Genomic DNA, 22955 nt, shown 5'->3' on the forward strand with positions numbered 1-22955 from the left:
GGTCTCTTACGGTCGAAGTCACAAGAGACCGGTGGTTCGTAAAAAGGAGCATTGCCGTGAACGAGAAGTGGACCGAGCAGAACATCCCTGACCAGCAGGGCCGGGTAGCCGTCGTGACCGGCGCCAACACGGGCCTGGGCTTCGAGACCGCTCGGGCCCTCGCCGAGCACGGTGCGCGGGTGGTCCTGGCCGTGCGCGACGTCGAGAAGGGCAAGCAGGCCGCGGCCCGCATGTCCGGCGACGTCACGGTGCAGGCCCTGGACCTGACGTCGCTGGAGTCCGTCCGCGACGCGGCGGCAGAGCTGCACACGAAGCACGCCTCGATAGATCTGCTGATCAACAACGCGGGCGTGATGATCCCACCCAAGCAGACCACGCGGGACGGGTTCGAGCTGCAGCTCGGCACCAACCACCTCGGCCACTTCGCGCTGACCGGGCTGCTGCTCGACCTGCTGCTGCCCGTTCCGGGCTCCCGGGTGGTGACCGTCAGCAGCATCGCCCACCGCACCGGCGGCGCCGCGATCCACTTCGACGACCTGCAGTGGGACCGGTCCTACGACCGGAGCGCGGCCTACGCGCAGTCGAAGCTCGCGAACCTGCTGTTCACCTACGAGCTGCAGCGCCGCCTCGCGCCGCAGGGCACCACGGTCTCCGTCGCCGCGCACCCCGGCCTCGCCAGCACCGAGCTGGTCCGCGACATTCCCGCCGCCCTCCGCCTGATCGCGCCCGTCATCGGCGCGCTGGTCAGCCAGAGCGCGGCCGGAGGGGCACTGCCCAGCCTGCGCGCCGCCACCGACCCGGCGGTCCTCGGCGGGCAGTACTACGGCCCGGACGGACGGGGCGAGCTCCGCGGGAACCCACACGTGGTCGCCTCCAGCCCGCAGTCCTATGACCGGGCCCTCCAGCAGCGCCTGTGGTCCGTGTCCGAGGACCTCACCGGCGTGAAGTTTCCCGTGACGCAGCCGGAGCTGGTGGAGCGGACCCGGTAGCCGGCCGACCGGCACCTGAGTCCGCCCTCGAAGCGGCGCAAGCCGGCCCGGCACGAAGGTTCTCGTGCCGGGCCGGCTCACCCGCCGGCCGGATCACCGGCCGTCCGCGGTTTCCTGCTACTGCTTGTCCGGCATCTTGCCCATGGCCGTGGCCGCGGCCATCGCGAGCTCACGTCGACGCCGGATCAGTACCGCACCGGCTCCGAGCAGGAGCATCGAGATGGTCACCAGCGTGGCGACGTCCGCACCGGTAGAGGCCAGACCGCCCGACCCGTTGCCGTTGCCGTTGCCGTTGCCCGACCCGTTGCCGTTCCCGTCACCGTTCCCGTCACCGTTGCCACCACCGGTGGACGTCAGCGCCACCTTGAACGAGGCAGCTGCGGAGTCCCCGATCGTCTGGCTGGTGGCGGTTCCGATGTACGAGCCCGCCTTCTGCCCGGCCGGGACGATGAAGGTCCACTCGACCTTGCCCGTGTCGTCCGCGGCGGCGGCCTGCAGCCGGACCGACGTCGAGCGGATCACGCCGACGACCATCTCACCCGGCTCGAAGCCCGAGGCGTAGAGAGTCTGGCTCGCACCAGGCTTCACCGAGTCCTCCTCGAACCAGGCAGTCAGCGTCCTGGAGTCAGGTCCCGTCACAGTGATCGGCACCTCGGCACCGTCGCTGCCGTCCTCGGGCTCCGCGACGATGACGTGCACGCCGGGATCCGCATCGTCCGGGATCTGGATGGTGACCGTGAACCCGCAGTCCTCGTCCGGGGTCACGGTGACGGTGTCACCGACGGGGTCACCCGATGCGTCGGTCAGCGTGACGCTGACCTCGACACCCGCGGGGAAGCCCGTCCCGGTGACGGTCACCTCGCCGCCCGGCTCGACGGTCGTCGGCTCGGCGACCAGGGTCGGGTCCGTGCACTCCTCACCGGGGTCAGAGCCAGGCTCGACCGTGAGCGGCGCCTCGGCACCCTCGCTGCCGTCCTCGGGCTCCGCCACGACCTCGTAGTCACCAGGTTCGGTGCCCTCGGGGATCGTGTAGTCGGTGGTGAACGAGCAGTCCTCGTCCGGGGTCACCGTGATCGGATCGCCCACCGGGTTGCCCTCGGAGTCGGTCAGCTGAATGGTGACGTCGACGCCGGCCGGGAAGCCGGTGCCCACGACCGTCACGGTCTCGCCGGCCGGTGCCGAGCTCGGCGCCACCGTCAGTTCCGGTGCCGACTCGCACTGCTCGGCCCCCGAGATCACGGTCAGCGGCGCCTCCGCCGGAGTGCCGGTGGTGTCGTCGGTACCGACGACCGTGTAGTCGCCCAGGTCGGCGTCCTCCGGCACCGTGAGCGGCGTCGTGAACCCGCCGTTCTCGTCGGTGTCGACGGTGATCGGGTCACCGACGGGGTTGCCGTCGGAGTCCGTCAGCTGCACCGTCACCGTCGAGTCGGGCGTGTAGCCCTCGCCGGTCACCGTCGTGGTGCCACCCGGCGCGACCTCCGCCGGAGCCACCGTGATCGACGGATCGATGTCCGCGGGCTCGACCGTGAGCGGCGCCGAAGCGCCCTCGCTGCCGTCCTCGGGCTCCGCCACGACCTCGTAGTCACCAGGTTCGGTGCCCTCGGGGATCGTGTAGTCGGTCGTGAACGAGCAGTCCTCGTCCGGAGTGACCGTGACCGGCTCACCCACCGGGTTGCCCTCGGCGTCGGTGAGCTGGAGCGTCACGTCCACACCGGCCGGGAAGCCGGTGCCGACAACTGTGACATCCGTGCCTGCCGGCACAGAGCTCGGCGCCACCGTGAGCTCAGGCGCCGACTCGCACTGCTCGGCACCAGTGATCACGGTCAGCGGCGCCTCGGCCGGAGTACCCGTGGTGTCGTCCGTGCCGACGACCGTGTAGTCGCCGGGCTCGGCATCCTCGGGCACCACGAGCGGCGTCGTGAAGCCACCGTTCTCGTCCGTGTCCACCGTGATCGGGTCACCGACGGGGTTGCCGTCGGAGTCCGTCAGCTGGACGGTGACCGTCGAGTCGGGCGTGTAGCCCTCACCCGTCACTGTCGTGGTGCCGCCCGGCGCGACCTCCGCCGGGTCGACCGTGAGCGACGGTGCGATGTCCGCGGGCTCGACCGTGAGGGGCGCCTCGGCACCCTCGCTGCCGTCCTCGGGCTCCGCCACGACCTCGTAGTCACCGGGTTCGGTGCCCTCCGGAACCGTGTAGTCGGTGGTGAACGAGCAGTCCTCGTCCGGTGTCACGGTGACCGGATCGCCCACCGGGTTGCCCTCGGAGTCGGTCAGCTGCACCGTGACGTCGACCCCGGCCGGGAAGCCGGTGCCCACCACCGTCACGGTCTCGCCCGCCGGCACAGAGCTGGGCTCCACCGTGATCGCGGGTGCCGTCTCGCACTGCTCGGCGCCTGTGATCACGGTCAGCGGCGCCTCCGCCGGAGTACCGGTGGTGTCGTCGGTACCGACCACGGTGTAGTCACCGGGCTCGGCATCCTCGGGCACGCACAGCTCGACCGTGAAGGCACCGTTCTCGTCGGTGTCGACGACGATCGGGTCGCCCACGGCGTTACCGTCGGCATCCGTCAGCTGGACGGTGACCGTCGAAGAAGGCGTGTAGCCCTCACCCGTCACCTCCGTGCAGTCACCCGGCACGACCTCGGTCGGGTCGACCGTGAGCGACGGCGCGATGTCCGCGGGCTCGACCGTGAGCGGCGCCTCGGCACCCTCGCTGCCGTCCTCGGGCTCGGCGACGACCTCGTAGTCACCAGGCTCGGTCCCTTCCGGAACCGTGTACTCGGTGGTGAAGCCACAGTCCTCGTCGGGAGTGACCGTCATCGGGTCGCCCACCGGGTTACCCTCGGCGTCGGTCAGCTGGAGCGTGACGTCGACGCCGGCGGGGAAGCCGGTGCCTACCACCGTCACGGTCTCGCCGGCCGGCACAGAGCTCGGCGTCACCGTGAGCTCCGGCGCCGACTCGCACTGCTCGGCTCCGGTGATCACGGTCAGCGGCGCCTCGGCCGGTGTGTCCGTGGTGTCGTCGGTGCCGACCACCGTGTAGTCGCCGGGCTCGGCGTCCTCGGGCACCACGAGCGGCGTCGTGAACTCACCGTTCTCGTCGGTGTCGACGACTATCGGGTCACCGACGGGGTTGCCGTCGGCGTCCGTCAGCTGGACCGTGGCCGTGGAGTTCGGCGTGTAGCCCTCGCCGGTCACCGTCGTCGTGCCACCCGGCACGACCTCCGCCGGGTCGACCGTGATCGACGGGTCGATCGCCGGCGCCTCGGTCACCACGAGCGGCGCCTCGGCAGGCGTACCCGTCGTGTCGTCGGTGCCGACCACCGTGTAGTCACCCGGTTCCGCGTCCTCGGGGACGCAGAGCTCCGTGGTGAAGGCACCGTTCTCGTCCGTGTCGACGACGACCGGCTCACCCACCGGGTTGCCGTCGGCGTCCGTGAGCTGCACCGTGACCGTCGAGCTGGGCGTGTAGCCGGAGCCGGACACCTCCGTGCAGTCGCCCGGAGCCACCTCCGCCGGGTCGACGCTCAGCTCCGGAGTGATGGCGGACGGCGGGGTCACGACCAGCGGCGCCTCGGCGGGCGTACCCGTCGTGTCGTCGGTGCCGACCACCGTGTAGTCGCCGGGCTCGGCGTCCTCGGGCACCACGAGCGGCGTCGTGAAGGCGCCGTTCTCGTCCGTGTCCACCGTGATCGGGTCACCGACGGGGTTGCCGTCGGCGTCCGTGAGCTGGACCGTGGCCGTGGAGTTCGGCGTGTAGCCCTCGCCGGTCACCGTCGTCGTGCCGCCAGGGGCTACCTCGCCCGGGTCGACAGCCAGCGTCGGCGCGATGGCCGCCAGGTCGCAGGCGTCGATCCGCACGCCGGCGTTGCCGAGGCCGATCCGGCCGGCGTCCGCCGCCTGGACGAGTCCGAGGCTGAGCGCGGAGACCTCGAGCTGGCCGAGCAGCTCCGTGCCGTCGGCGGTGGTGCAGGTAGCCGTCTCCTGGTGGTTGATCTGCAGCGAGACGAACTGCACCACTATGTCGAACACGGGCGACAGCGCGGCACCGATCGTCCCGGTGATGCCCGACTTGATGTCGTTGATCAGCAGCTCGAAGATCTGGTCGCCCGCGTCGCTGATGATCAGGTCGTAGACGGCCCCGAAGATCGGCGCGGCGGCGTTGCCGAGGCCGTTGATCGTCGTTGCCAGCAGGGCTCCGGTCACCGCCTGGACGCCGGTGCTGTTGTTGACGACCTGCGGGAAGTCGCCGTTCACGGCGTCGGCCAGGGGCACCGACCAGGACACGTCGAGCGTACCGAGCGCCGACTGGTCGAAGAACGCGATGTCGATCGTCACCGCGTTGAGGGAGTCCTCGATCGCACCGATCAGGATGCGCGTGGCCTCCTGCATGATCTCGTGGATGCCCTCGGCGATCTGCGGGTACGTCTGGTCGTCGATGAGCTCGTAGTTGGGGGCGAGACCGTTCATACCCACGTCGTCGCCACCACCCCACGGGTCGTTGCCCTCGACCAGGTGCTCCAGGTGGACCTGCAGCTCACCGGTGGAGAGGTCGAGGGTCACGAGCTGGTTCGCCGACGTGATCGGCTCCCCCACGACCGACTGGAACAGCGTCTCCTGCATGTCCGAGTCGACGGTGACCGTCGGCTCCGGGATGCCCGGGACCGCGGCCAGCAGCGCCGTGAGCGCCGAGATGTCGAGCGTGTCGTTGACCAGCGTCTCGATCTGCGTGTCGATCGCGCCGCCGATGTCGTAGATGGTGTCGGCAGCGCCCTCGACGACCGGGGAGTGCAGCCGCAGCGTGCCGTCGGCGAGGCGGTACTGCCCCGGTCCGGTCACGCCGCCGTCGGGGTCGAGGATCACGCCGTCCTCGGCGATGACCTCGGCACCGAGGGCGCCCAGCTCGATCGTCAGCTCGTCGACCACCGCGTCGGTGATGCCGTCCACGCCGACGAGCCTCGCCAGCGACAGCACGTCGATGGACGCGGTGCCGAAGGAGTCTTCCGCGCCGTCCAGGGTGACGCCGCCGTCGGCGCCCAGGAGGCCCGACACCGCGTGCGCGTCAACGGGACCGGATGCCTCGCTAGTGCTGGCGAGTGCGCCGATCTGTCCGAAGTCAAGGAACTGGTCCACCGGGAGCTCGATGTCGCCGAGCGCGAGCACCTGGGAACCGAGGAGGTCGACGTTCAGGTTCTCCGTGTTCGGGCCGGGGTTGCTGAGCGATCCGGCGTCGGAGGTGGCCGCGCCCAGCAGCTCCTGCTGCATGAGCTCGGACGCCAGCACGCTGGCTTCCGCTTCTGAAGGCTCGTCGGGGTAGTTGTCCACGGCGACGGCGGGGGCGCCGACCGCCGTGATCAGGAGCGCTGAGGCGGCGACTGCTGCGAGGCCTCTGCGCCACGTCGCGCCACCTCGCGCTCGCCCTCGGGAATCTCGCCTTCGGATGAACGGCACATGCGTCGAGATCAAGAAGATCACTCCTCACGTTCGCGCCTGCTGCAACGGCGTCGGAATTGCTGTGGCCCGCACCAGGTCCGGTACGTGCCCGCCTTCAGAAGACACAGGAATGAAATGATCTGCCACGCGTGAACGGCAATCATGCACGAGCGCACGACCACGCAGTAGAAAGTGCGTCGATGCAACCAAGGACAACCCGGAGCACAAAGGACGGGGAATTTCGGTCACTGAGCCAGCAAGGGACGAAAGAGGCAGAAAAGGAGCGGGTGAAAAATACCTCAGCCGTTGCCGGAGAGCCAGCCGGGCGGGTCCATCTCGGCCAGCTCCATCAATTCCTTGCGGTCCCGTACCCGCAAAAGGGCATAGATCTGGCGCAGGCGATTCGCGACGGTGCGCTCCGAGACGTATGCCGCCTCGGCGATCCGCGCGTTGGTCACGCCCTGGAGCGCCAGCCGGACGAACTCGCGGTCGTTCCCGCTCAGCCGAGCCCAGCCGGGACCGTCCGAGGCGCCGAAGCCGGCGAGGCACGCGTCGATCGCCTTGCGCCAGCCGGGCGTGCCGGCCAGCCGGGCGAGCACCCGGCCTTCGGTCAGTGCGGGCTCGGACGCCGCACGGTCCCCGTGCGCCAAGCAGTACCGCCCGTAGGCGACGAGCGACCGCAGCCGCTGCCACGGCGAGACCAGGTGCGAGGCGGGCAGCCAGTCCTCGACGCAGTCCGCCCGCGTACCTGCGGCCGCCAGCATGGCCCGCAGTCGCGCGTAGGCCGCCCCGGTATCCGCGCCGGCCCGTTCCTGGGGCTCGATCGGCGGGTCGGCGAGCGCCGCCCGGGGCACCTCGTCACGGACACCTCTCGAGGCGAGGACCGCCTCGACCAGGTCGGCCCGAGCCTGGACCCGGCCCCGGTAGGGCCACTGGCAACGTTCGAGCCCGAGGGCCAGGAGCTCGGCGGCCCGTTCGGCCTGCCCGACGGCGAGGTGCGCCGCGCCGAGGTCCACGGCGAACTCGCCGAGCGCCCTGGTCGACCACGCCTCGGCCGACAGCGGCACCGAGCTGGTCGGCGCCCTGCCGTCGAGCATCGCCGCCGCGGCGGCACGCAGCCCCCGGACCGGGAGCCAGTCCGCGACGCTGGGGCGAAGGTCGGTCACCCGCTCGAGGCACAGCCGGACGTCGGCCGCGCACCCCTCGAACATCGCGACCCTCGCGGCGGCGAGGTGCCTCGCCACGACCTCCGCGACGGTCCTGCCGGACGACGTGCCCGACTCGCTGTCCAGGAGCCGCCGCGCCCCGGCCGCGTCGCCCAGCAGCAGCCGGGCCCGCACCTGGAGGCAGACGCCCACCCAGTCCAGGCGTCGCGTGGACCCGATCACATCGAGGTCCGCACGAAGGCCGGCGGGATCAGCCAGGCAGCCGGTGCGCTCGAGCTGGATCAGCGCGGCGGCAGCGCGCTCCCCCGCGGCGCTCTGCGCGGGTTCGACGGCGGTCGCGCCGTTCCACCACAGGTGATCCGTCCACTCCGGGCTGACCGTCGCGGGCGTCCACCAGCGGGCACGGTCGTCCGCCCACGTCGCCCCGCTCAGCAGCGTGAGGCCGACCGCCCGGGCCGCCGCGCGCGGTTCCCGCTCGCCTGCGGAGAGTCCCTCGACGGCGTCGAGGTGCAGCCCGTTGAGGATCACCTCGGCGAGCGTGGCTGCGACCGGGAAGGTCGGTCGGTCGCCGTCCGGGGCCGGTCCGGCGTCGGCCGGCTCGCCGTCGTCCGGCCTGCCGTCGGCTGGTCCGCCGTCGGCCGACTCGCGGGCCTGTTCCCGGCACAGCAGCGCGAGCAGCGGGTAACGCGCGGCCAGCCGGTTCACGTCGCCGGGACCTGGCGGAACCGAGATGGTGCCGAGCCCGACGCTCCACTGCGCGGAGTCGTCGACCGTGCGGTCCAGCACGCCGGCCGCCGCCAGGACCGGATGGCTCGCGAGACGGGACCTCGCGGTGACGTCGAGCCCGCCGAGCAGTACCTGGAAGGTCCGCCGAGCCACGGGCCCGACGGCGTCCGGCCCGGGCCAGTGCGCGCCGCCGCTCCGCTGCCCGGGGCTCAGCGCGTCGGCGAGCTCGAGGGCGATCCGCGGGTTGCCCGAGCTCCACCAGTGCAGCCGTTCCGCGACGTCGGCGGCCATGGGGGTCCGCAGCGCGGCGTCCAGGAGAAGACGCAGCGACCGGGCGCCGAGCGGTCCGAGGTCGAGCACCTCGACGTCGTCGGGCAGCGGGCCGACCGGAACGTGCCGGGCGGCGGCCAGGATGCGCCAGCCGCGCTCGTAGGCCAGCTCCCCCAGCTGTTGCAACCAGGCGGCCCGGCCGGCCGAGAGCACGTCCAGGTCGTCGACGAACAGGATCCGGGGCCCCGCACTCTGCGGCCCGACGGCGGAGCCCACCGCGTCCAGGAGGCCTGCCGCGTCGAGCTCGTGCCCCGGCACCGACCCGAGCGGCACTGATCCGACGGGCACCGGCATCGAGTGCGCCGACAGGTCGAGATGCAGCCGGCCGGAGAGCGCCTGGGCGTACGGACGCGACGAGCACGACCGCACGAGCCGCACCGCCGAAGCCTGTGCGCCGATCCGGTGCAGCGCCGCCAGCACCGTGGTGCTCTTGCCGATACCGCTGAGACCGCTCACGACCAGGGTCGTGGGATCGAGACCGGTCACGAACGCCTCGACGAGTCTCAGCTCCCGGTCCCGGCCATGAACCACGCGATCCGGCCCCCCACCGCCCTGGTCCGGTGCCTGCCCCGACGATCCTGCCGGCCAGCCGCCCGCCCGGGGCCCGTCCTCTGGATCCACGCTCGCTCCCTTTCAGGAAACTCCCATGACTTTCAATGGGCAATGCCAGAGGAAGCCTACGGCTGGCCCACGTCTCCGCGACCGGAAGGGTGACTGCCGCAGGGCTTCGCCTCGTGCGTCAACCCAACTCGTGATACTCCTTTAACGGCCCCCAAGAGATCCTTTAACCGCCGTGGACAGATCCGAGCAACACGCACCACGAATGAACGCACCAACCGAGGGAGCGACGCGTGAAGGACGAGGCGAAGAAGTTCGCTATGCCCGTATCCGAACCGGTTTCTTCAAGATTGTTCCGCACTGGCTGGGCCGGCATTGTCGCCACCGTGACTGCGGGAGGTCTGCTTTTCACCGTTTCGGCGAATGTTCCACCCGGGCAGCCGTCCGACGGCGGTGGCGAACGTTCCGCCGAGCACTCCACCGAGCAACGCGCAGGGCTCAAGGCTGAGCCGGTCGTCCGGGCCGTCCCCGCGGACGTGAGCGTGGAGCAGATCGTGGTGCTCCTGGACCGGGTCGAGAAGCTGGCGCGAGAGCAGGGTCCGGACCTCAGCCCGACGATCGCACAGGCCGCCGCCGAGCTCGGGATGCTGTACACGACCTATCACGCGCAGCAGCAGTCGTCCCACGAGCAGAACGGGGGCCTGCGCATCCAGGACGCGCCCGTCGCGCGTGCCGCCAAGAAGGGCCAGGGCCCGCAGGACGCCGAGGAACCCGCACGGCAGGAGGTCCTGTCGGCGGTCGCTGTGTCCTACGTGCGCGCCCCGGAGGACCACTCACATGCGGAGCGGGAGCGGGACGCGGAGGGCGAGCCGCACGGCGTCGGCCCGGAGACCGGCCTCGTCACCTATGACGAGGTGGCGGTCGCGGCGGTGCGGCTGGCGGGCATGCTGGACCAGTCGATGCCCGACGCCTCCGTCGACGTGCAGCACACGGACCGGTTCGAGGGCTCGCCGCTGCTCGCGGGCGGTCCGGGGCGGCAGGGCTCCTCGCTGCGCTCGAACCTGCACGACGTGGTCGCGGTGTTCGGCGACTCGACGCACGGCTATGCCAACGGCCGAATCCCGGCAGCGGTGCTCTGCGACCTGGAGTTCGCGCCGGGGCACATGCTGCGCTGTGACGCCGCGGAACGGCTGACGGCGTTGAACAAGAAGTTCGAGCGGAAGTTCGGCTACCCGATCCCGATCACCGACTCGTACCGCTCCTACGTGGAGCAGATCAGCCTCGCCGGCTCGAAGCCGCACCTGGCCGCCGTACCGGGCACGTCCAACCACGGCTGGGGCCTCGCGGTGGATCTCAGCAACCCGATCTCGAGCGGCGCATCCCCCGAGTACACCTGGCTGCGGGTGCACGGTCCCGACTACGGGTGGGACAACCCGTCGTGGGCCCGGCTGGGCGGAGCGAAGCCCGAGCCGTGGCACTTCGAGTTCTTCGCGGCCGGGCCGGTTCCCGACCGTGCGGTCGACCCGTCCGACGTCGACACGTGGGGCCCGGCCTTCGCGTCGAGCTCCTCCGACAACACCGGTTCGCGGTCCGCGACGGCGGCCGATCGCCGGCCGAAGGATGAGTCCCCCGGTTCCGAGGCCCGTCAGCGACCGACGAAGCCGAAGGACGAGCCGAGCGCCAAGCCACCGACGAAGAAGCCGGCCAAGCCCGCCGCGAAGCCCAAGCCCAAGCCGAGCCCGAGCGAGCCGAAGCCCAAGCCGACGCCGAGCAAGCCGGCGCCGAAGCCGACGACGCCCCCGGCCGGTCCGGTTCCGTCACCGATCCCCTCACCGGTCCCGTCACCGATCCCGTCGCCGACGCCGGTTCCCTCGGATCCCGGCCAGGAGCCCCCGGCCTCTCCCTCGCCAGTACCCAGCCCGTCGGAACCCAGCCAGCAACCGGCGACGCCGCCGGAGACGTCGCCCAGCCCGTCGGCACCGTCCGGTTCGCTGTCCGGCCTGGCCAAGGGCCTCGGACTGACGGAAGACTGACCGACCAGCTCGCGACCCCTACACACTGCATCGCGTCACCGGCGTGTCGCATGCAGTGTGCAGGGGTCGCTCACATGAGACCCCGGTCTCAGCGCGCCGCGGTCGACTCCGCCGGGACACCCAGGACGTGCCGGGTGAGGGCGTCGAGGACCGTGAGGCCGTCGGACGAGAGCACCGACTCCAGGTGACCCTGGACCGAGGCGACGCGCGGACCGCGCAGCGCGGTGAGCACGCCGTCCGCGTCGAAGGACGGTTCCAGGGCGAGCCGGGGAACCGGACCGCCGTCGGCGGCGCTGGTGGTGGTGACGTGCGCGCCGAAGGTGTTGTAGTAGCCGACGGCGGCCATGCTGCCGAACACCTCGGCGGCGAGCCGCACGCCCTGGCGTGGCGCGGGGAGCGCGCGGATAGGGAAGCCCGCGAGGCCCGCAAGGACCTGGTGGCTGAGGCAGACAGCGAGCAGCGGCAGTCCCGCGGCGACCCGCTCGTGGATACGCCGCGCGATGGAGGCGATGCGTGGGTCCTCCTGATCGCGCGGGTCGCCGGGCCCCGGCCCGAGCACGACGAGATCGTCCGCGAGGACGTCGAAGTCGGCGTCCCACCGGACCATGCGGGTGTTCATGCCGAGGTGGCGCAGCTGGTGCGCGAGCATCGTCGTGAACTGGTCCTCGTGGTCGACGATCAGGACGTTCGGGCCGGTCAGGGCCGTCGCCGTCGCGGTGCGGACGGCGTCCTGCGGGCGCACCCAGAACTCGGCGAGCTGGCTGTTGCGGGCGGCCAGCGCCTCGGCGACGCCGGGCTGCGCGTTCAGGTCGACGGCGACGTCGGGCCCGGCACCGCGCGGCACGAGCCCGAGCGACGTCAGCACGCCGGACGCCTTGGCCCGCGTCTCCGCGACCTCGTGCTCGGGGACCGAGTGGCGCACGAGGGTCGCTCCCGCCGGGACGGACACGCGGCCGTCGTCGTGCAGATAGGCGGTGCGGATGAGGATCGGGGCGTCGAGCGAATAGCTCGCGGAGCCGTCCGCCGAAGGATCGGCGGAGCCGGGCTCGGCGACAGCAGGCTCCTCGGGCTCGAACAGGGCGAGGAATCCCGAGTAGTAGCCGCGCGGGCGCGACTCGTGGCGGGTGATCACCGTGCAGGCGTTCTCCATGGGCGACCCGGTGACGGTGGGCGCGAACATCGTCTGGCGCAGCGCCTCGCGGGGGTCGAGGTCGGTCCGGCCCTCCAGCAGGTACTCGGTGTGGCTGAGGCGAGCCATCTGCTTGAGGTAGGGGCCGACGATGCGCCCGCCGTCCGGGCAGAGCGCGCTCATCATCTTCATCTCCTCGTCGACCACCATGAAGAGCTCCTCGTTCTCCTTGGTGTCGCGCAGGAACTCGAGGACGCCGTCGCGCGTGGGGCCCGTCGCGGGGTGCCGGTAGGTTCCGCTGATCGGGTTCATCCGGGCGACGCCGTCGTGGAGGGTCAGGTGCCGCTCGGGCGTGGCGCCCGCCAGGGACAGCGTCTCGCCGTCGGACGCCGGGGCATGCACCGCGAAGGTCCAGTACGAGCCGACCTCGTGCGTGAGGAGCGCGCGGAACCACGACGTCAGCGTGAGAACGGGCGCGGAGGACGTTCGCGCCTCGAAGCGGCGCATCACGACGAAGTTGGCGCCCGCCCCCTGACCGATCTCGTCGTCGATGACGCGGCGCACGATGCCCGCGTACTCGTCGTCGGGGATGTCGAAGCCGAGCGGTTCGGCGGCGACCGGTTCGGACGGGAGGACGGCGATCGCGTCGGCCAGGGAGACCCGCTCCGACTCGCGGACGACGAGGCAGCGCAGCGGGGCGCCGTCGTCGTGCACGGTGAAGCCGCGCTCGACCGCCTGGCGGAACGGGACGACGGCGAGCACCGGCGCACCGTCGAGCGGGATGTCGCCCAGGAGGTCGACGTCGACGACGTCGCCGACCAGCACCTCGACCTCGAGGCTGCCCTCGCGGCGCAGGAGCGCGAACGGAAGCGTTCCGTCGGAGGCCAGGACACGGCTGAGAAGGGGGTGGTTGCTGGTGGCGGGGCTAAGGCTGTCGGACATGCGGGGCCTCTCGGTTCGGGGTGCCCCGCCCCGGTCCGCAGCCTCGTGGAAAACACGAACGACCGCCTCGGGGCGAGGCGGTCGTGGACGGGTGTGGATGCGTCGCGGCTCGCCTATTCGGCGGGCCACCAGTCCTGGCTGGTCAGGTGCGACGTCATGGCCGGAACGGTAGCCGGACAGGGTGCGGGATGTCCACAGGTAGCCGGACGGCCGGTACCATCCGGGTATGCACAAAGCGATACGCCCCGGCCACACGACGCTCTCTTGACTGGTCGAATGAGCTCCAGCGGACCCGCACCGGCGATGAGCTCCGACGCCCGATCCCGGCCGTCCGGCTCGGCCACCGTCGCGACGACGGGCATCACCGTCTACGGCTGCGGAGCAGACGAGGCAGCCCTGTTCCGGACGATGGCGCCCCGCTTCGACGTCGTACCCACGATCATCGACGCCGCGCTGACGGAAGAGACCGCCGACCTCGCCGTCGGTACCCGCTGCGTCAGCGTCGGCCACAAGACGCAGATCACCAATCCCACGCTGCTCGCGCTGAGCCAGGTCGGTGTCGAGTACATCTCCACGAGGAGCGTCGGCTACAACCACATCGACGTGCCGTACGCGCAGAGTGTCGGGATCACGGTGGGCAACGTCGCCTACTCCCCCGACAGCGTCGCCGACTACACGCTGATGCTGATGCTGATGGCCGTCCGCCAGATGAAGTCCGTGCTGCTCCGCGTCGAGGCCCACGACTACCGCCTGAGCGAGACGCGCGGCCGGGAGCTGCGCGACCTGACCGTCGGGGTCGTCGGGACGGGGCGGATCGGCACGGCGGTCATCGACCGCCTGCGCGGCTTCGGGTGCCGCGTCCTGGCCTACGACACGCGCACCGCGACCTCGGACGACCACGTCCCCCTCGACGACCTGTTCCGCGAGAGCGACATCGTCACCCTGCACACCCCCCTGACAGCGGCGACGCACCACCTCCTCGATCGCCGGCGCATCGCACAGCTGAAGCCCGGCGCCTACGTCATCAACACCGGCCGAGGGCCGCTCCTGCACACCGAGGCTCTGCTCGAGGCGCTGGAGAGCGGGCACCTGGGTGGCGCCGCGCTGGACGTCGTCGAGGGCGAGGAGGGGGTCTTCTACGCGGACCGCCGGCACAAGCCCCTCGACGACGGAGCGCTCGCGCGGCTGCACGGGCTGCCGAACGTCGTCATCACGCCGCACACGGCGTACTTCACGGATCACGCGCTGGCGGACACCGTCGAGAACAGCCTGATCAACTGCTTGAACCACATAGCAATCTGACCTGCTCGACTGCCTGAAACTACGAGAGCGAGAAACTGCATGTCCAAGCTCAATGTCGGAATCCTCTTCGGCGGCCTCTCCGAGGAGCACCCGATCTCCGTGAAGTCCGCGCGGGAGGTCGCGAAGAGCCTCGACACCGAGAAGTACGAGCCGTTCTGGATCGGCATCACGACAAAGGGCGACTGGCGGCTCTGCGACGGTCCCGGGGAGGGCTGGGAGGACGCCGGCTCGCGTCCGGTCACGCTATCGCCCGACCGGAGCGTCCACGGTCTGCTCGTGCTCGAGGAGGGTGGGTACGAGGCGATCCGGCTCGACGTGGTCTTCCCCGTGCTCCACGGCCAGCTGGGTGAGGACGGCGCCGTCCAGGGCCTGCTGGAGCTCGCCGGGATCCCCTACGTCGGCTGCGACGTCCAGGCCTCCGTGGTGTGCATCGACAAGTCCCTCACCTACACGGTCGTCCAGGCCGCGGGTATCCGGACGCCGGACCTCAAGATCGTGCAGGGTGACGAGGCCGTCGACGCCGACGCGCTCACCTACCCGGTCTTCGTGAAGCCCGCCCGTTCCGGCTCCTCGTTCGGCGTCAGCAAGGTCACCGGCCCGGACGAGCTGGCGGCCGCGCTGGCAGACGCGCGCCAGTACGACTCGAAGATCCTGATCGAGGGCGCCGTGGTCGGTCGCGAGGTCGGCTGCGCCGTCCTGGGCAACGACCCCGACCTGTTCACCGGTGAGGTGGACCGCGTCGACCTCTCGCACGGGTTCTTCCGGATCCACCAGGAGAAGTCGCCCGAGACCGGCTCGGAGAACTCGACGTTCATCGTCCCCGCCGACATCACCGACGAGGAGCGCACGCTCGTCCAGGAGACCGCCAAGGCCATCTACCGCGCCCTGGGGTGCAAGGGCCTGGCCCGCGTCGACACGTTCCTGACCGACGACGGACAGGTGATCCTCAACGAGGTCAACACCCTGCCCGGCCTGACGTCGTACAGCCGCTACCCCCGGATGATGGCCGCGGCCGGGCTGCCGCTCTCCGAGGTGATCGACCGCCTGGTGCCGCTGGCGCTGCAGGGAGCGCGGTGACGGGCAGCACGATGAACGGCGAGTTCGCGTTCATCGACGAGCTCGTCCCCGGCATCCGCTGGGATGCCAAGTACGCCACCTGGGACAACTTCACCGGAAAGCCCGTCGACGGCTATCTGGCGAACCGGGTAGTGGGCACCAAGGCTCTCTGCGCTGCTCTCGAGCGCGCGCAGGAGCACGCCAGGTCGCTCGGGTTCGGGCTGCTGATCTGGGACGGGTACCGACCGCAGCGTGCCGTCGACCGCTTCCTGCAGTGGTCACGGGAGCCGGAGGACGGCCGGACCAAGCAGCGCCACTACCCGAACATCGCCCGGGACGAGATGTTCTCGCGGGGTTACGTCGCGGCCAGGTCGGGTCACACCCGGGGCAGCACCGTCGACCTGACGCTCTTTCACCTCGACAGCGGCGAGCTCGCGAGCATGGGCGGTGACCACGATCTGATGGATCCGGTCTCGCACCATGGAGCCGCGGGCGTGCCGGAGCTCGAGGCCGGGAACCGGCAGACGCTCTGCACCGTCATGGAGGAGAGCGGGTTCGAGCGCTACGACAACGAGTGGTGGCACTACACCCTGCGGGACGAGCCCTTCCCCGACACATACTTCGACTTCGAGATCTCGACGTCGGTCCCGGCGTAGGCCGCGTCCGCAGCTGCTCGGACGGCCCAGGCCGACCGGAGGGTGTGATCCCTCCGGTCGGCCTGGAGACCCCGCTCGCGAACCGCCGCCGGGTCAGGGCAGCGGGAGCTCCTCGCCCCGGAGCAGCATGTCCCCGGCGCGCACCTTCGCCTCGACCGGGTCGATCTGCCACAGCTCGGCGAGCTGCTCGGCGTCCTCGTACGTGATCCCGGCCTCCAGGAGGGCCTCCTGGGCGTCCAGCTCCAGGTAGGGCACGTCCTCGACGGGACCGGACGGCGCCACCGGGACGGTCTCGCCGTCGAGGATCATCTGGCCGGCGCGGGCCTTGGCCTCCAGAGCGTCGACGTTCCACAGCTCGCAGAGCTCCTCCAGGTCCCCCGCCGAGTACTCGGCGCCCCAGAACGCGTCGTGCTGCTCGCGTGTGTAACCGTCAGGCATGGCGGACCACTCGACGCCCACCGCCTGCGCGACCCCGTCGACCGCCACGGCGAAGCCGGAGAAGGGGTTGGCCGCGGCTGCGGCGCCCGCGCCGACCACGCCGAGGGCCGACGCGATGACGCCGGTGACCGCGATGGTGCCGGCGCGCCGGGCGAACGGGGTGACGACTGCGCCCCGGTCGTCGGCCGCCTCGATCCGGGCAGCGATGCGCTGTGCGGTGGCCGCGGTGGCAGCGGCGTCGGGCTCACGCGAACGCAGGGCGGCGGCGACCAGCTCGGTGAGGTCGTCGTGCCGATCGCCGCCCTCCGGCCGGGGTCCGGGCGCCGGCGTACCGGCGGGACGGTCCTTGGTCATCGCGTCTCCATGTGGTTCAGGTCGGTCTTCCGGAGCGTGGTCAGGGCACGCGAGGCGTGGGAACGAACGGTGGCGGACGACGTGCCGAGCACCGTCGCGATCTCGGCGTCCGCCAGCCCTTCGTAGTACCGCAGCACGAGCACCGTGCGCTGGCGCGGCGGCAGCTGCTGGAGACGGTGCCACATGGCGTCCTCCTGGGCGAGGCGCTCCGCAGGGTCCCCGCCGGTACCCGCGTGACCGACCAGGGTCTCGTGGGCGGTGGGCCGGATCATGCGGACGTGCCAGCGCCGCCGCCACGAGAGGTGCTCGTTGGTGACCATGCGCCTCAGGTACAGGTCCGGACGTTCCGTCAGAGCGATCCGCCGCCAGCGCTGGTGCGCCCGCAGCAGCACCTCCTGGACCAGGTCGGCGGCGGTGTGCTGGTCCCCGACGAGCACCGTCGCGTAGCGGATCAGGCCCGGCAGATGCGTCCGCACCAGCTCGTCGAGCGTTCCGGCCGAGCCGGTGTCGTCACCGTCGCGCGCGGGTACCGGCGCGCCGACCCGCGGAGTGGGCGCGCTCGCCGGTCCGGAGGACTCCACCCAGATCGTCATCGAGCGGCACCCCTCGACGCCAGCTCGAGCAGGGCACCCACCGGATCGTGCGCCGCTCCGCCGTCGGGCCGCGGGATGGGGGCGTCGTCGAGGCACCGCCGCATCAGGCGCTCGACGAGCGCTGCCCGCGGGACGACGTCCGACGCGTCCAGCGCACCGGGCAGGATGCGCACCTCCACCGTGTCGCGGACCGGCTGCGGGGCGACGAGCTGCGTGAGGTTGACGTCGGCGTACTTCGTCAGGCCGATCCCGCGCGCGGCGGTACCCAGCTCGGCCCAGGACAGGCCGTCCCGCTCCACGAGCCGGAGCAGCTCGGCGGGCAGCGGCGCGAGCCGGCGGCACGCCCCGTTGGTGCCCAGTGCCTCCCACAGCGGTTCGCGCCAGTGCCCGAACAGGCGGACCAGGTTGGCGAACGCCGCCGTCCGCCGGAAGGCCGCGCCGTCGAGGTGCAGGTGTACAGCGGCCTCCGCGGGAACCGTGAACCCGAGCTCCCGCGCGGGAGCAAGCAGGTCGTCGAGATGCCGCCAGTGGCCCTCGGTGATCGGCGGGGTGACCACCTCGCAGGGCCGCTCGCGCCCAGCGGGCAGCTGCATCGCGACGGCGATCGTGGCGCCCGTCGCGTCGTTCACCCGCGCCGCCCCGCCCTTCAGCTCGACCCGGGTGCCGAACAGCTCGGCGACGGGGGCCAGGACGTCGGGCAGCGCCGCGGAGGGGTCCGTGCGCCGCTCGATCAGGCGCAGCAGGCGCGGCTCGTCGCACAGCACGCGGTACCAGCCGCGGTGGCCACGAGTGGTCGCCCCGGCCAGGTCGGACACGATGGTGATGTCGTCGACGAGCCGCGCCACCGGGGCGCCCGCGCCGTCGACCACGTCGAACGCGGGCGACAGGTGCCGGAACACCCCGACGCCCGGCACCGGCGACGGCTCGCTGTCGGTATGGAACGACCGGCGCACCCGGCCGCCGCTCCGGGCCGCGAGGACGTCTGCGAGCGCCCGCCGGTCGGAGCCGGCGGGTGCGAGCAGCTCGATCTCGAAGCCGATACGCGACGTGAGGGTGTTGATGGTCGCCTCCTGGCGAGTCGTCAGCGGTGCCGGGCGCACAGGATCAGCTGGTGGCGGGGCCGATGGGCAGCTCTTCGCCGTCCAGGATCATCTGCCCGGCGCGCGCCTTGGTCTCGACGTGCTCGGTGTCCCACAGCTCGTTGAGCGTCTCGACGTCCTCGGACGAGTATCCGGCCTCGAAGAACGCGGCGATCGCCGCCTGCTCGTCCGCCGGGAGCTCGGGGGTGGTGTGCGTGCCGGGCTCGAACGGGAGCGTCTCGCCGTCCAGGATCATCTGGCCGGCGCGGGACTTGGTCTCGGTTTCCCCGAGCGACCAGAGCTCCTGCAGCTCGGCGAGGTCCCCGGTGCTGTACTCGGCGCCCCAGAAGGCCTCGTACTGCGCCTGGGTGTAGCCGGCGGGCATGTCGGACCAGTCGACGCCTGCGGCGTGCACGGCGGTGCCGACCGCCTGGCCGAAGGCCGAGGCCGGGTTGGCCGTGGCGACCATCCCGGCGCCGCCGAGGCACAGGCCGGTGGCCGCTACGCCGATCGCGGTGAGGCGGAAGGTCTTGGAGCGGGCGGTGCGGGAAGTGCTGGGGGTGCTGGTCACGTGTGGACCTCCAGTTGTGGGGATGTGCGTACCCCCTTAAGACGCCGCCCACCGCCGAGATGTGGAGTCCGGACAGCACCAGTCTTGAATCGCGATTCAGCTCAGCGTCTGGGCGCCGATGACGGAGAGGACCTGCAGCTTCTCGTAGCTCTCGGTGCCTGGGACGGCGGTGTAGACCATCAGGGAGTGGGCCTGCTCCGGGTCGACCAGGCGTTGGCAGTTGAGCTCCAGGGCGCCGACCTCGGGGTGGACGAAGTGCTTGACCTCATGGGGGTGGATCCCGATCTCGTGCTCGTCCCACACCCTCCGGAACTCGTCGCTGCTGTCCAGGAGCAGGTCGGCCAGGTAGGCGGCACGGGAGCCGGGGCCGCGGAGGGTGACGAGACCGCGCAGGCCGGCGGCGTACATCCGGGTCAGGAACGCGTGCTCCTCCGGGGCGTAGATGTCCCGGGCGCCCGGGTCGGTGAACCACCGGTAGCCCATGCTGCGGGCCGGTCCGGTGAACCGGGTCGTGTCGCCGGTCAGGGCGACGCCCATCGGCGTCTGCCGCAGGGTCTCGCCGAGCTCGGTGACGATCTCGGCGGGCGTGTCCTGCAGGCGGTCGAGGATGCGCAGCAGCCCCGGGCTGATGTGCTCGCTGGAGCTTCCCCGGGGCGGCGGGTTGTGGCCGGCCAGGCGGAACAGGTGGTCGCGCTCGTCGATCGACAGGTGCAGACCCTGCGCGATCGAGGCGAGCATCTGCTGCGACGGCTGAGGTCCGCGCTCGCGCTCCAGCCGCGAGTAGTAGTCGGCGGACATGTTGCACAGCGTGGCGACCTCCTCGCGCCGTAGCCCGCTGGTCCTGCGGCGCTGCCCGCGCGGCATGCCGACGTCCTCCGGCTGCAGTGCCTCGCGGCGATGGCGCAAGAAGCTCGCCAGCCCGGCGCGATCGATCATGACGGTCCCCTTTTTCTTGAAGTACTACGTCGTTTGTATCCCGTGCGGCGCGCGGTAGCCACGGCCCGGCGATCCCCCTCTACGGCCCGGCCCACCGCTGCGAGCAGAGCCGCGGCCTCGCGAGCCTGTGATCGGGAGGCCCTGGATAGGCCTGCGTCGTCCGCCAAGGATCAGTGCCGTGGCCGACGCACGGTCCACGACGATCCCAAGGAGCACAGCGATGCCACGTACACCGATCAACATCACCGTCCCCGACCTGACCGGCAGGCGCGCGCTGGTCACCGGAGCCAGCGACGGCATGGGCCTGGGCATCGCCGGCCGCCTGGCCGCCGCGGGGGCCGAGGTCATCATGCCCGTGCGCAACAAGGCCAAGGGCGAGGCGGCGATCGCCAGGATCAACCGGGCCGCCCCCGGCGCCAAGGTCTCGCTGCGCAGCCTCGACCTTGCCTCACTGACGTCCGTCGCGGCCCTGGGCGACACCCTGCGCGAGGAGGGACAGCCGATCCATCTCCTGATCAACAACGCAGGCGTGATGCGGCCGCCGCAGCGACTGACCACGGTCGACGGGTTCGAGCTGCAGCTCGGCACCAACCACCTGGGCCACTTCGCCCTCGTCGCCCATCTGCTGCCCCTGCTGCGCGCGGGGCAGGCCCGGGTGACCTCACAGGTCAGCGTCGCCTCGGCCAGCGGCACCATCAACTGGGCCGACCTGAACTGGGAGCGTTCGTACAACGTCATGCACGCCTACCGCCAGTCCAAGATCGCGTTCGGGCTGTTCGGCCTGGAGCTGGAACGCCGCAGCAGGGCGGGCGGCTGGGGCATCACCAGCAACCTCTCCCACCCCGGGGTGGCCCCCACCAGCCTCCTGGCCGCTCGTCCGGAGCTGGGCCGCGGCGAGGACACCCCTCACATCCGGCGGATCCGCTGGCTCTCGGAGCACGGCATCCTGCTGGGCACCGCCGAGAGCGCCGGGCTGCCCGCGCTCATGGCCGCGACCGACCCGGCCGCCAGGCCCGGCGCCCTGTACGGGCCCAGCGGCCCCGGCACCCTCGGCGGCGCGCCGGCCGAGCAGCGGATGCACCGGCCGCTGCGCAGCCTCACCGAGGCCGTGCGCGTCTGGCAGGTGTCCGAGGAGCTGACGAAGACCTCCGTCCCCGCCACGTGACCACGCAGCCGAGCACCCCGAGCCCCACGAGCCGAGCCGCAGGAGAAGCCACATGAGTTCTGTCACCCAGCCCGATGCCCGGCGCAGAAGCCCTTGGTGGGTGGTCGTCGGCGCCGGCACGGCCAACGCCGTCGGCCCCCCGATGTACCTGGCCACCACCGGCCTGTTCGTCCTGCCGATCGTCGAGGAGACCGGCTTCAGCCGCACGACAGTCACCGGCGCGTACTCGGTCGCGGCCGTCGGCATGGTCATCGGACTGGTCATCGTCAGCCGGCTCGTGGACCGGTACGCCGCCCGGTACATCCTCGTACCCAGCTTCGTGCTGTTCGCCGCCTCGATGGCCGCCATCGGCCTGGTCCCGCCGGTCGAGGCCGTCTACTTCATCCCGTGCTTCTTCGTCGGGTTCTTCGGGGGCGGTACCGCGATCCCCGCCACCCGGGTCGTCGTGAGCTGGTTCGACAACAACCGCGCGCTCGCCGTCGGCATCGTCACGGGCATCATCGGCCTCGGCGCCGCGCTGGGCCCGGTGCTGGCCGGAGCCCTCATCGAGAGCGTCGGCTGGCGGCAGACCTACGGGTACATGGCGCTGATCGCCGGCCTGGTGTCCGTCACGATGATCACCCTGTTCGTCAGAGGCCGCGCCGAGCGGCACGTACGCGGACGGCTCGTCCAGGAGACACACGTCGGAGACCGCGACGTCAGCCTGGAGCTCCCCGGCCTGACCTTCGGCCAGGCGCTGCGCACCCGCCAGTTCTGGGGCATCGCGCTCGGCCTCGGCATGGTCGGCGTCGTGATCATCGGGCTCCAGGTCCATCTCGTGCCGATGATGACCGACCGCGGCCTGAGCAGCGGCGAAGCGGGCCAGCTGCTCGTCATCTTCGGCCTGGCGTCGCTCGTGGGCCGCGTCGTCGGCGGCATCGTCATCGACCGCGTCCACGGCTCGGTCGTCGGGCCGATCGTCATACTCGCCCCCATCGCCGGGATGTTCTTCCTCGAACCACCCTTCTCCACCGCGGCCCTCGCGGTCGCGTTCATCGGCGTCGCGTTCGGCATCGAGGGCGACCTGCTCGCCCTGCTCATCACCCGGTACCTCGGCATGCGCAACTTCGGCCAGATCATCGGCCCGGTCCAGGCCATGTTCATCCTCGGCAGCGCCGTCGGGCCGCTGCTCCTCGGGCTGGGCTACGACCAGCTCGGCTCCTACGACCCGGTCATCCCGGTCCTGATGGGTGTGCTCGTGGTCGGCGCGCTCCTCATCGCGACGCTCGGCCGCTACGTCTACCCGGCTGTGGACGGCTTCGACCGGCTCGCCGCGCGGGACGAGCTCGCCGCCGCCGAGGTACTCAGCGGCATCGCCGAGAGCCACGACGTCCCCGCGTCATCGGACCGGTCCCGCCCGCAGGTCCACAGCTGACGGGCCCCAGGGGCGGATCGACGGGCCCTGAATAACGGGCCGGGGATCAAGGAGTGTGGGGACAACCGCACTACATCAAGGAGCG

The 22955-nt window shown here is 71.4% G+C and carries 15 protein-coding genes; 7 read left to right on the forward strand and 8 right to left on the reverse strand.

Annotated features, from left to right (window positions below; translation table 11 throughout):
- The first annotated feature begins 56 nt into the window (after nt 1-56).
- Nucleotides 57-989: an SDR family NAD(P)-dependent oxidoreductase gene (locus ACFO6V_RS17230; protein ID WP_377137289.1), complete on the forward strand. Its 933-nt coding sequence runs from the start codon at nt 57-59 to the stop codon at nt 987-989.
- Nucleotides 990-1106: 117 nt separating this feature from the next.
- Here the strand turns inward: ACFO6V_RS17230 and ACFO6V_RS17235 are convergent, their stop codons facing one another.
- Nucleotides 1107-6455 (reverse strand): choice-of-anchor G family protein, encoded by a 5349-nt coding sequence (locus ACFO6V_RS17235; protein ID WP_377137291.1) that lies wholly within the window; start codon nt 6453-6455, stop codon nt 1107-1109.
- 266 nt (nt 6456-6721) lie between these two features.
- Nucleotides 6722-9265, reverse strand: a complete 2544-nt coding sequence (locus ACFO6V_RS17240; RefSeq protein ID WP_377137293.1) for an AAA family ATPase — start codon at nt 9263-9265, stop codon at nt 6722-6724.
- A gap of 323 nt (nt 9266-9588) precedes the next feature.
- Here ACFO6V_RS17240 and ACFO6V_RS17245 point away from each other — a divergent pair, with 323 nt between their 5' ends.
- A complete protein-coding gene (locus tag ACFO6V_RS17245) occupies nt 9589-11235 on the forward strand; it encodes a M15 family metallopeptidase (RefSeq protein WP_377137295.1) in 1647 nt (548 codons plus the stop codon).
- A gap of 88 nt (nt 11236-11323) precedes the next feature.
- Here the strand turns inward: ACFO6V_RS17245 and ACFO6V_RS17250 are convergent, their stop codons facing one another.
- Entirely contained in the window at nt 11324-13306 is a 1983-nt protein-coding gene (locus ACFO6V_RS17250; protein WP_377137297.1) for a chorismate-binding protein, read from the reverse strand.
- Nucleotides 13307-13609: 303 nt separating this feature from the next.
- Here ACFO6V_RS17250 and ACFO6V_RS17255 point away from each other — a divergent pair, with 303 nt between their 5' ends.
- From ACFO6V_RS17255 to vanX, 3 genes are read left to right on the forward strand one after another with little or no spacing between them, the layout of a single operon-like run.
- On the forward strand, nt 13610-14608 hold the full coding sequence (locus ACFO6V_RS17255) for a D-isomer specific 2-hydroxyacid dehydrogenase family protein (protein ID WP_377138160.1): 999 nt from the start codon (nt 13610-13612) through the stop codon (nt 14606-14608).
- A gap of 39 nt (nt 14609-14647) precedes the next feature.
- Complete coding sequence (gene vanA, locus ACFO6V_RS17260; RefSeq protein WP_357510590.1) at nt 14648-15685, forward strand: D-alanine--(R)-lactate ligase; 1038 nt, start codon at nt 14648-14650, stop codon at nt 15683-15685.
- 11 nt (nt 15686-15696) lie between these two features.
- Complete coding sequence (vanX, locus tag ACFO6V_RS17265; protein ID WP_377138162.1) at nt 15697-16320, forward strand: D-Ala-D-Ala dipeptidase VanX; 624 nt, start codon at nt 15697-15699, stop codon at nt 16318-16320.
- Between the two features lie 93 nt (nt 16321-16413).
- Here vanX and ACFO6V_RS17270 read toward each other — a convergent pair whose 3' ends face one another.
- The 5 genes from ACFO6V_RS17270 to ACFO6V_RS17290 all read right to left on the reverse strand — a co-directional run bounded on the left by ACFO6V_RS17270 (nt 16414) and on the right by ACFO6V_RS17290 (nt 20291).
- Nucleotides 16414-17112, reverse strand: coding sequence for a hypothetical protein (locus ACFO6V_RS17270; RefSeq protein ID WP_377137299.1), 699 nt, complete (start codon nt 17110-17112; stop codon nt 16414-16416).
- A complete protein-coding gene (locus ACFO6V_RS17275) occupies nt 17109-17705 on the reverse strand; it encodes an RNA polymerase sigma factor (RefSeq protein ID WP_377137301.1) in 597 nt (198 codons plus the stop codon). Before ACFO6V_RS17275 ends, ACFO6V_RS17270 begins: the two co-directional genes overlap by 4 nt.
- Nucleotides 17702-18805 carry an amidoligase family protein gene (locus ACFO6V_RS17280; RefSeq protein ID WP_377137303.1) on the reverse strand — a complete coding sequence of 368 codons (1104 nt, stop codon included), beginning with the start codon at nt 18803-18805 and terminating at the stop codon, nt 17702-17704. Before ACFO6V_RS17280 ends, ACFO6V_RS17275 begins: the two co-directional genes overlap by 4 nt.
- 4 nt (nt 18806-18809) lie before the next feature.
- Nucleotides 18810-19355, reverse strand: coding sequence for a hypothetical protein (locus tag ACFO6V_RS17285; RefSeq protein ID WP_377137305.1), 546 nt, complete (start codon nt 19353-19355; stop codon nt 18810-18812).
- Nucleotides 19356-19451: 96 nt separating this feature from the next.
- A complete protein-coding gene (locus ACFO6V_RS17290) occupies nt 19452-20291 on the reverse strand; it encodes a helix-turn-helix transcriptional regulator (RefSeq protein ID WP_377137307.1) in 840 nt (279 codons plus the stop codon).
- A 220-nt stretch (nt 20292-20511) separates the two neighbouring features.
- On the opposite strand from ACFO6V_RS17290, the gene ACFO6V_RS17295 reads away from it, so the two are divergent.
- The gene (locus tag ACFO6V_RS17295; protein ID WP_377137309.1) at nt 20512-21456 is read left to right on the forward strand and encodes an SDR family oxidoreductase; all 945 of its coding nucleotides are present in this window, start codon (nt 20512-20514) and stop codon (nt 21454-21456) included.
- Between the two features lie 52 nt (nt 21457-21508).
- Nucleotides 21509-22870: an MFS transporter gene (locus ACFO6V_RS17300; RefSeq protein ID WP_377137311.1), complete on the forward strand. Its 1362-nt coding sequence runs from the start codon at nt 21509-21511 to the stop codon at nt 22868-22870.
- The last annotated feature ends 85 nt before the right edge of the window (nt 22871-22955 follow it).

This window comes from Promicromonospora alba, from assembly GCF_042654905.1.
Taxonomy (GTDB): Bacteria; Actinomycetota; Actinomycetes; order Actinomycetales; family Cellulomonadaceae; genus Promicromonospora; species Promicromonospora alba.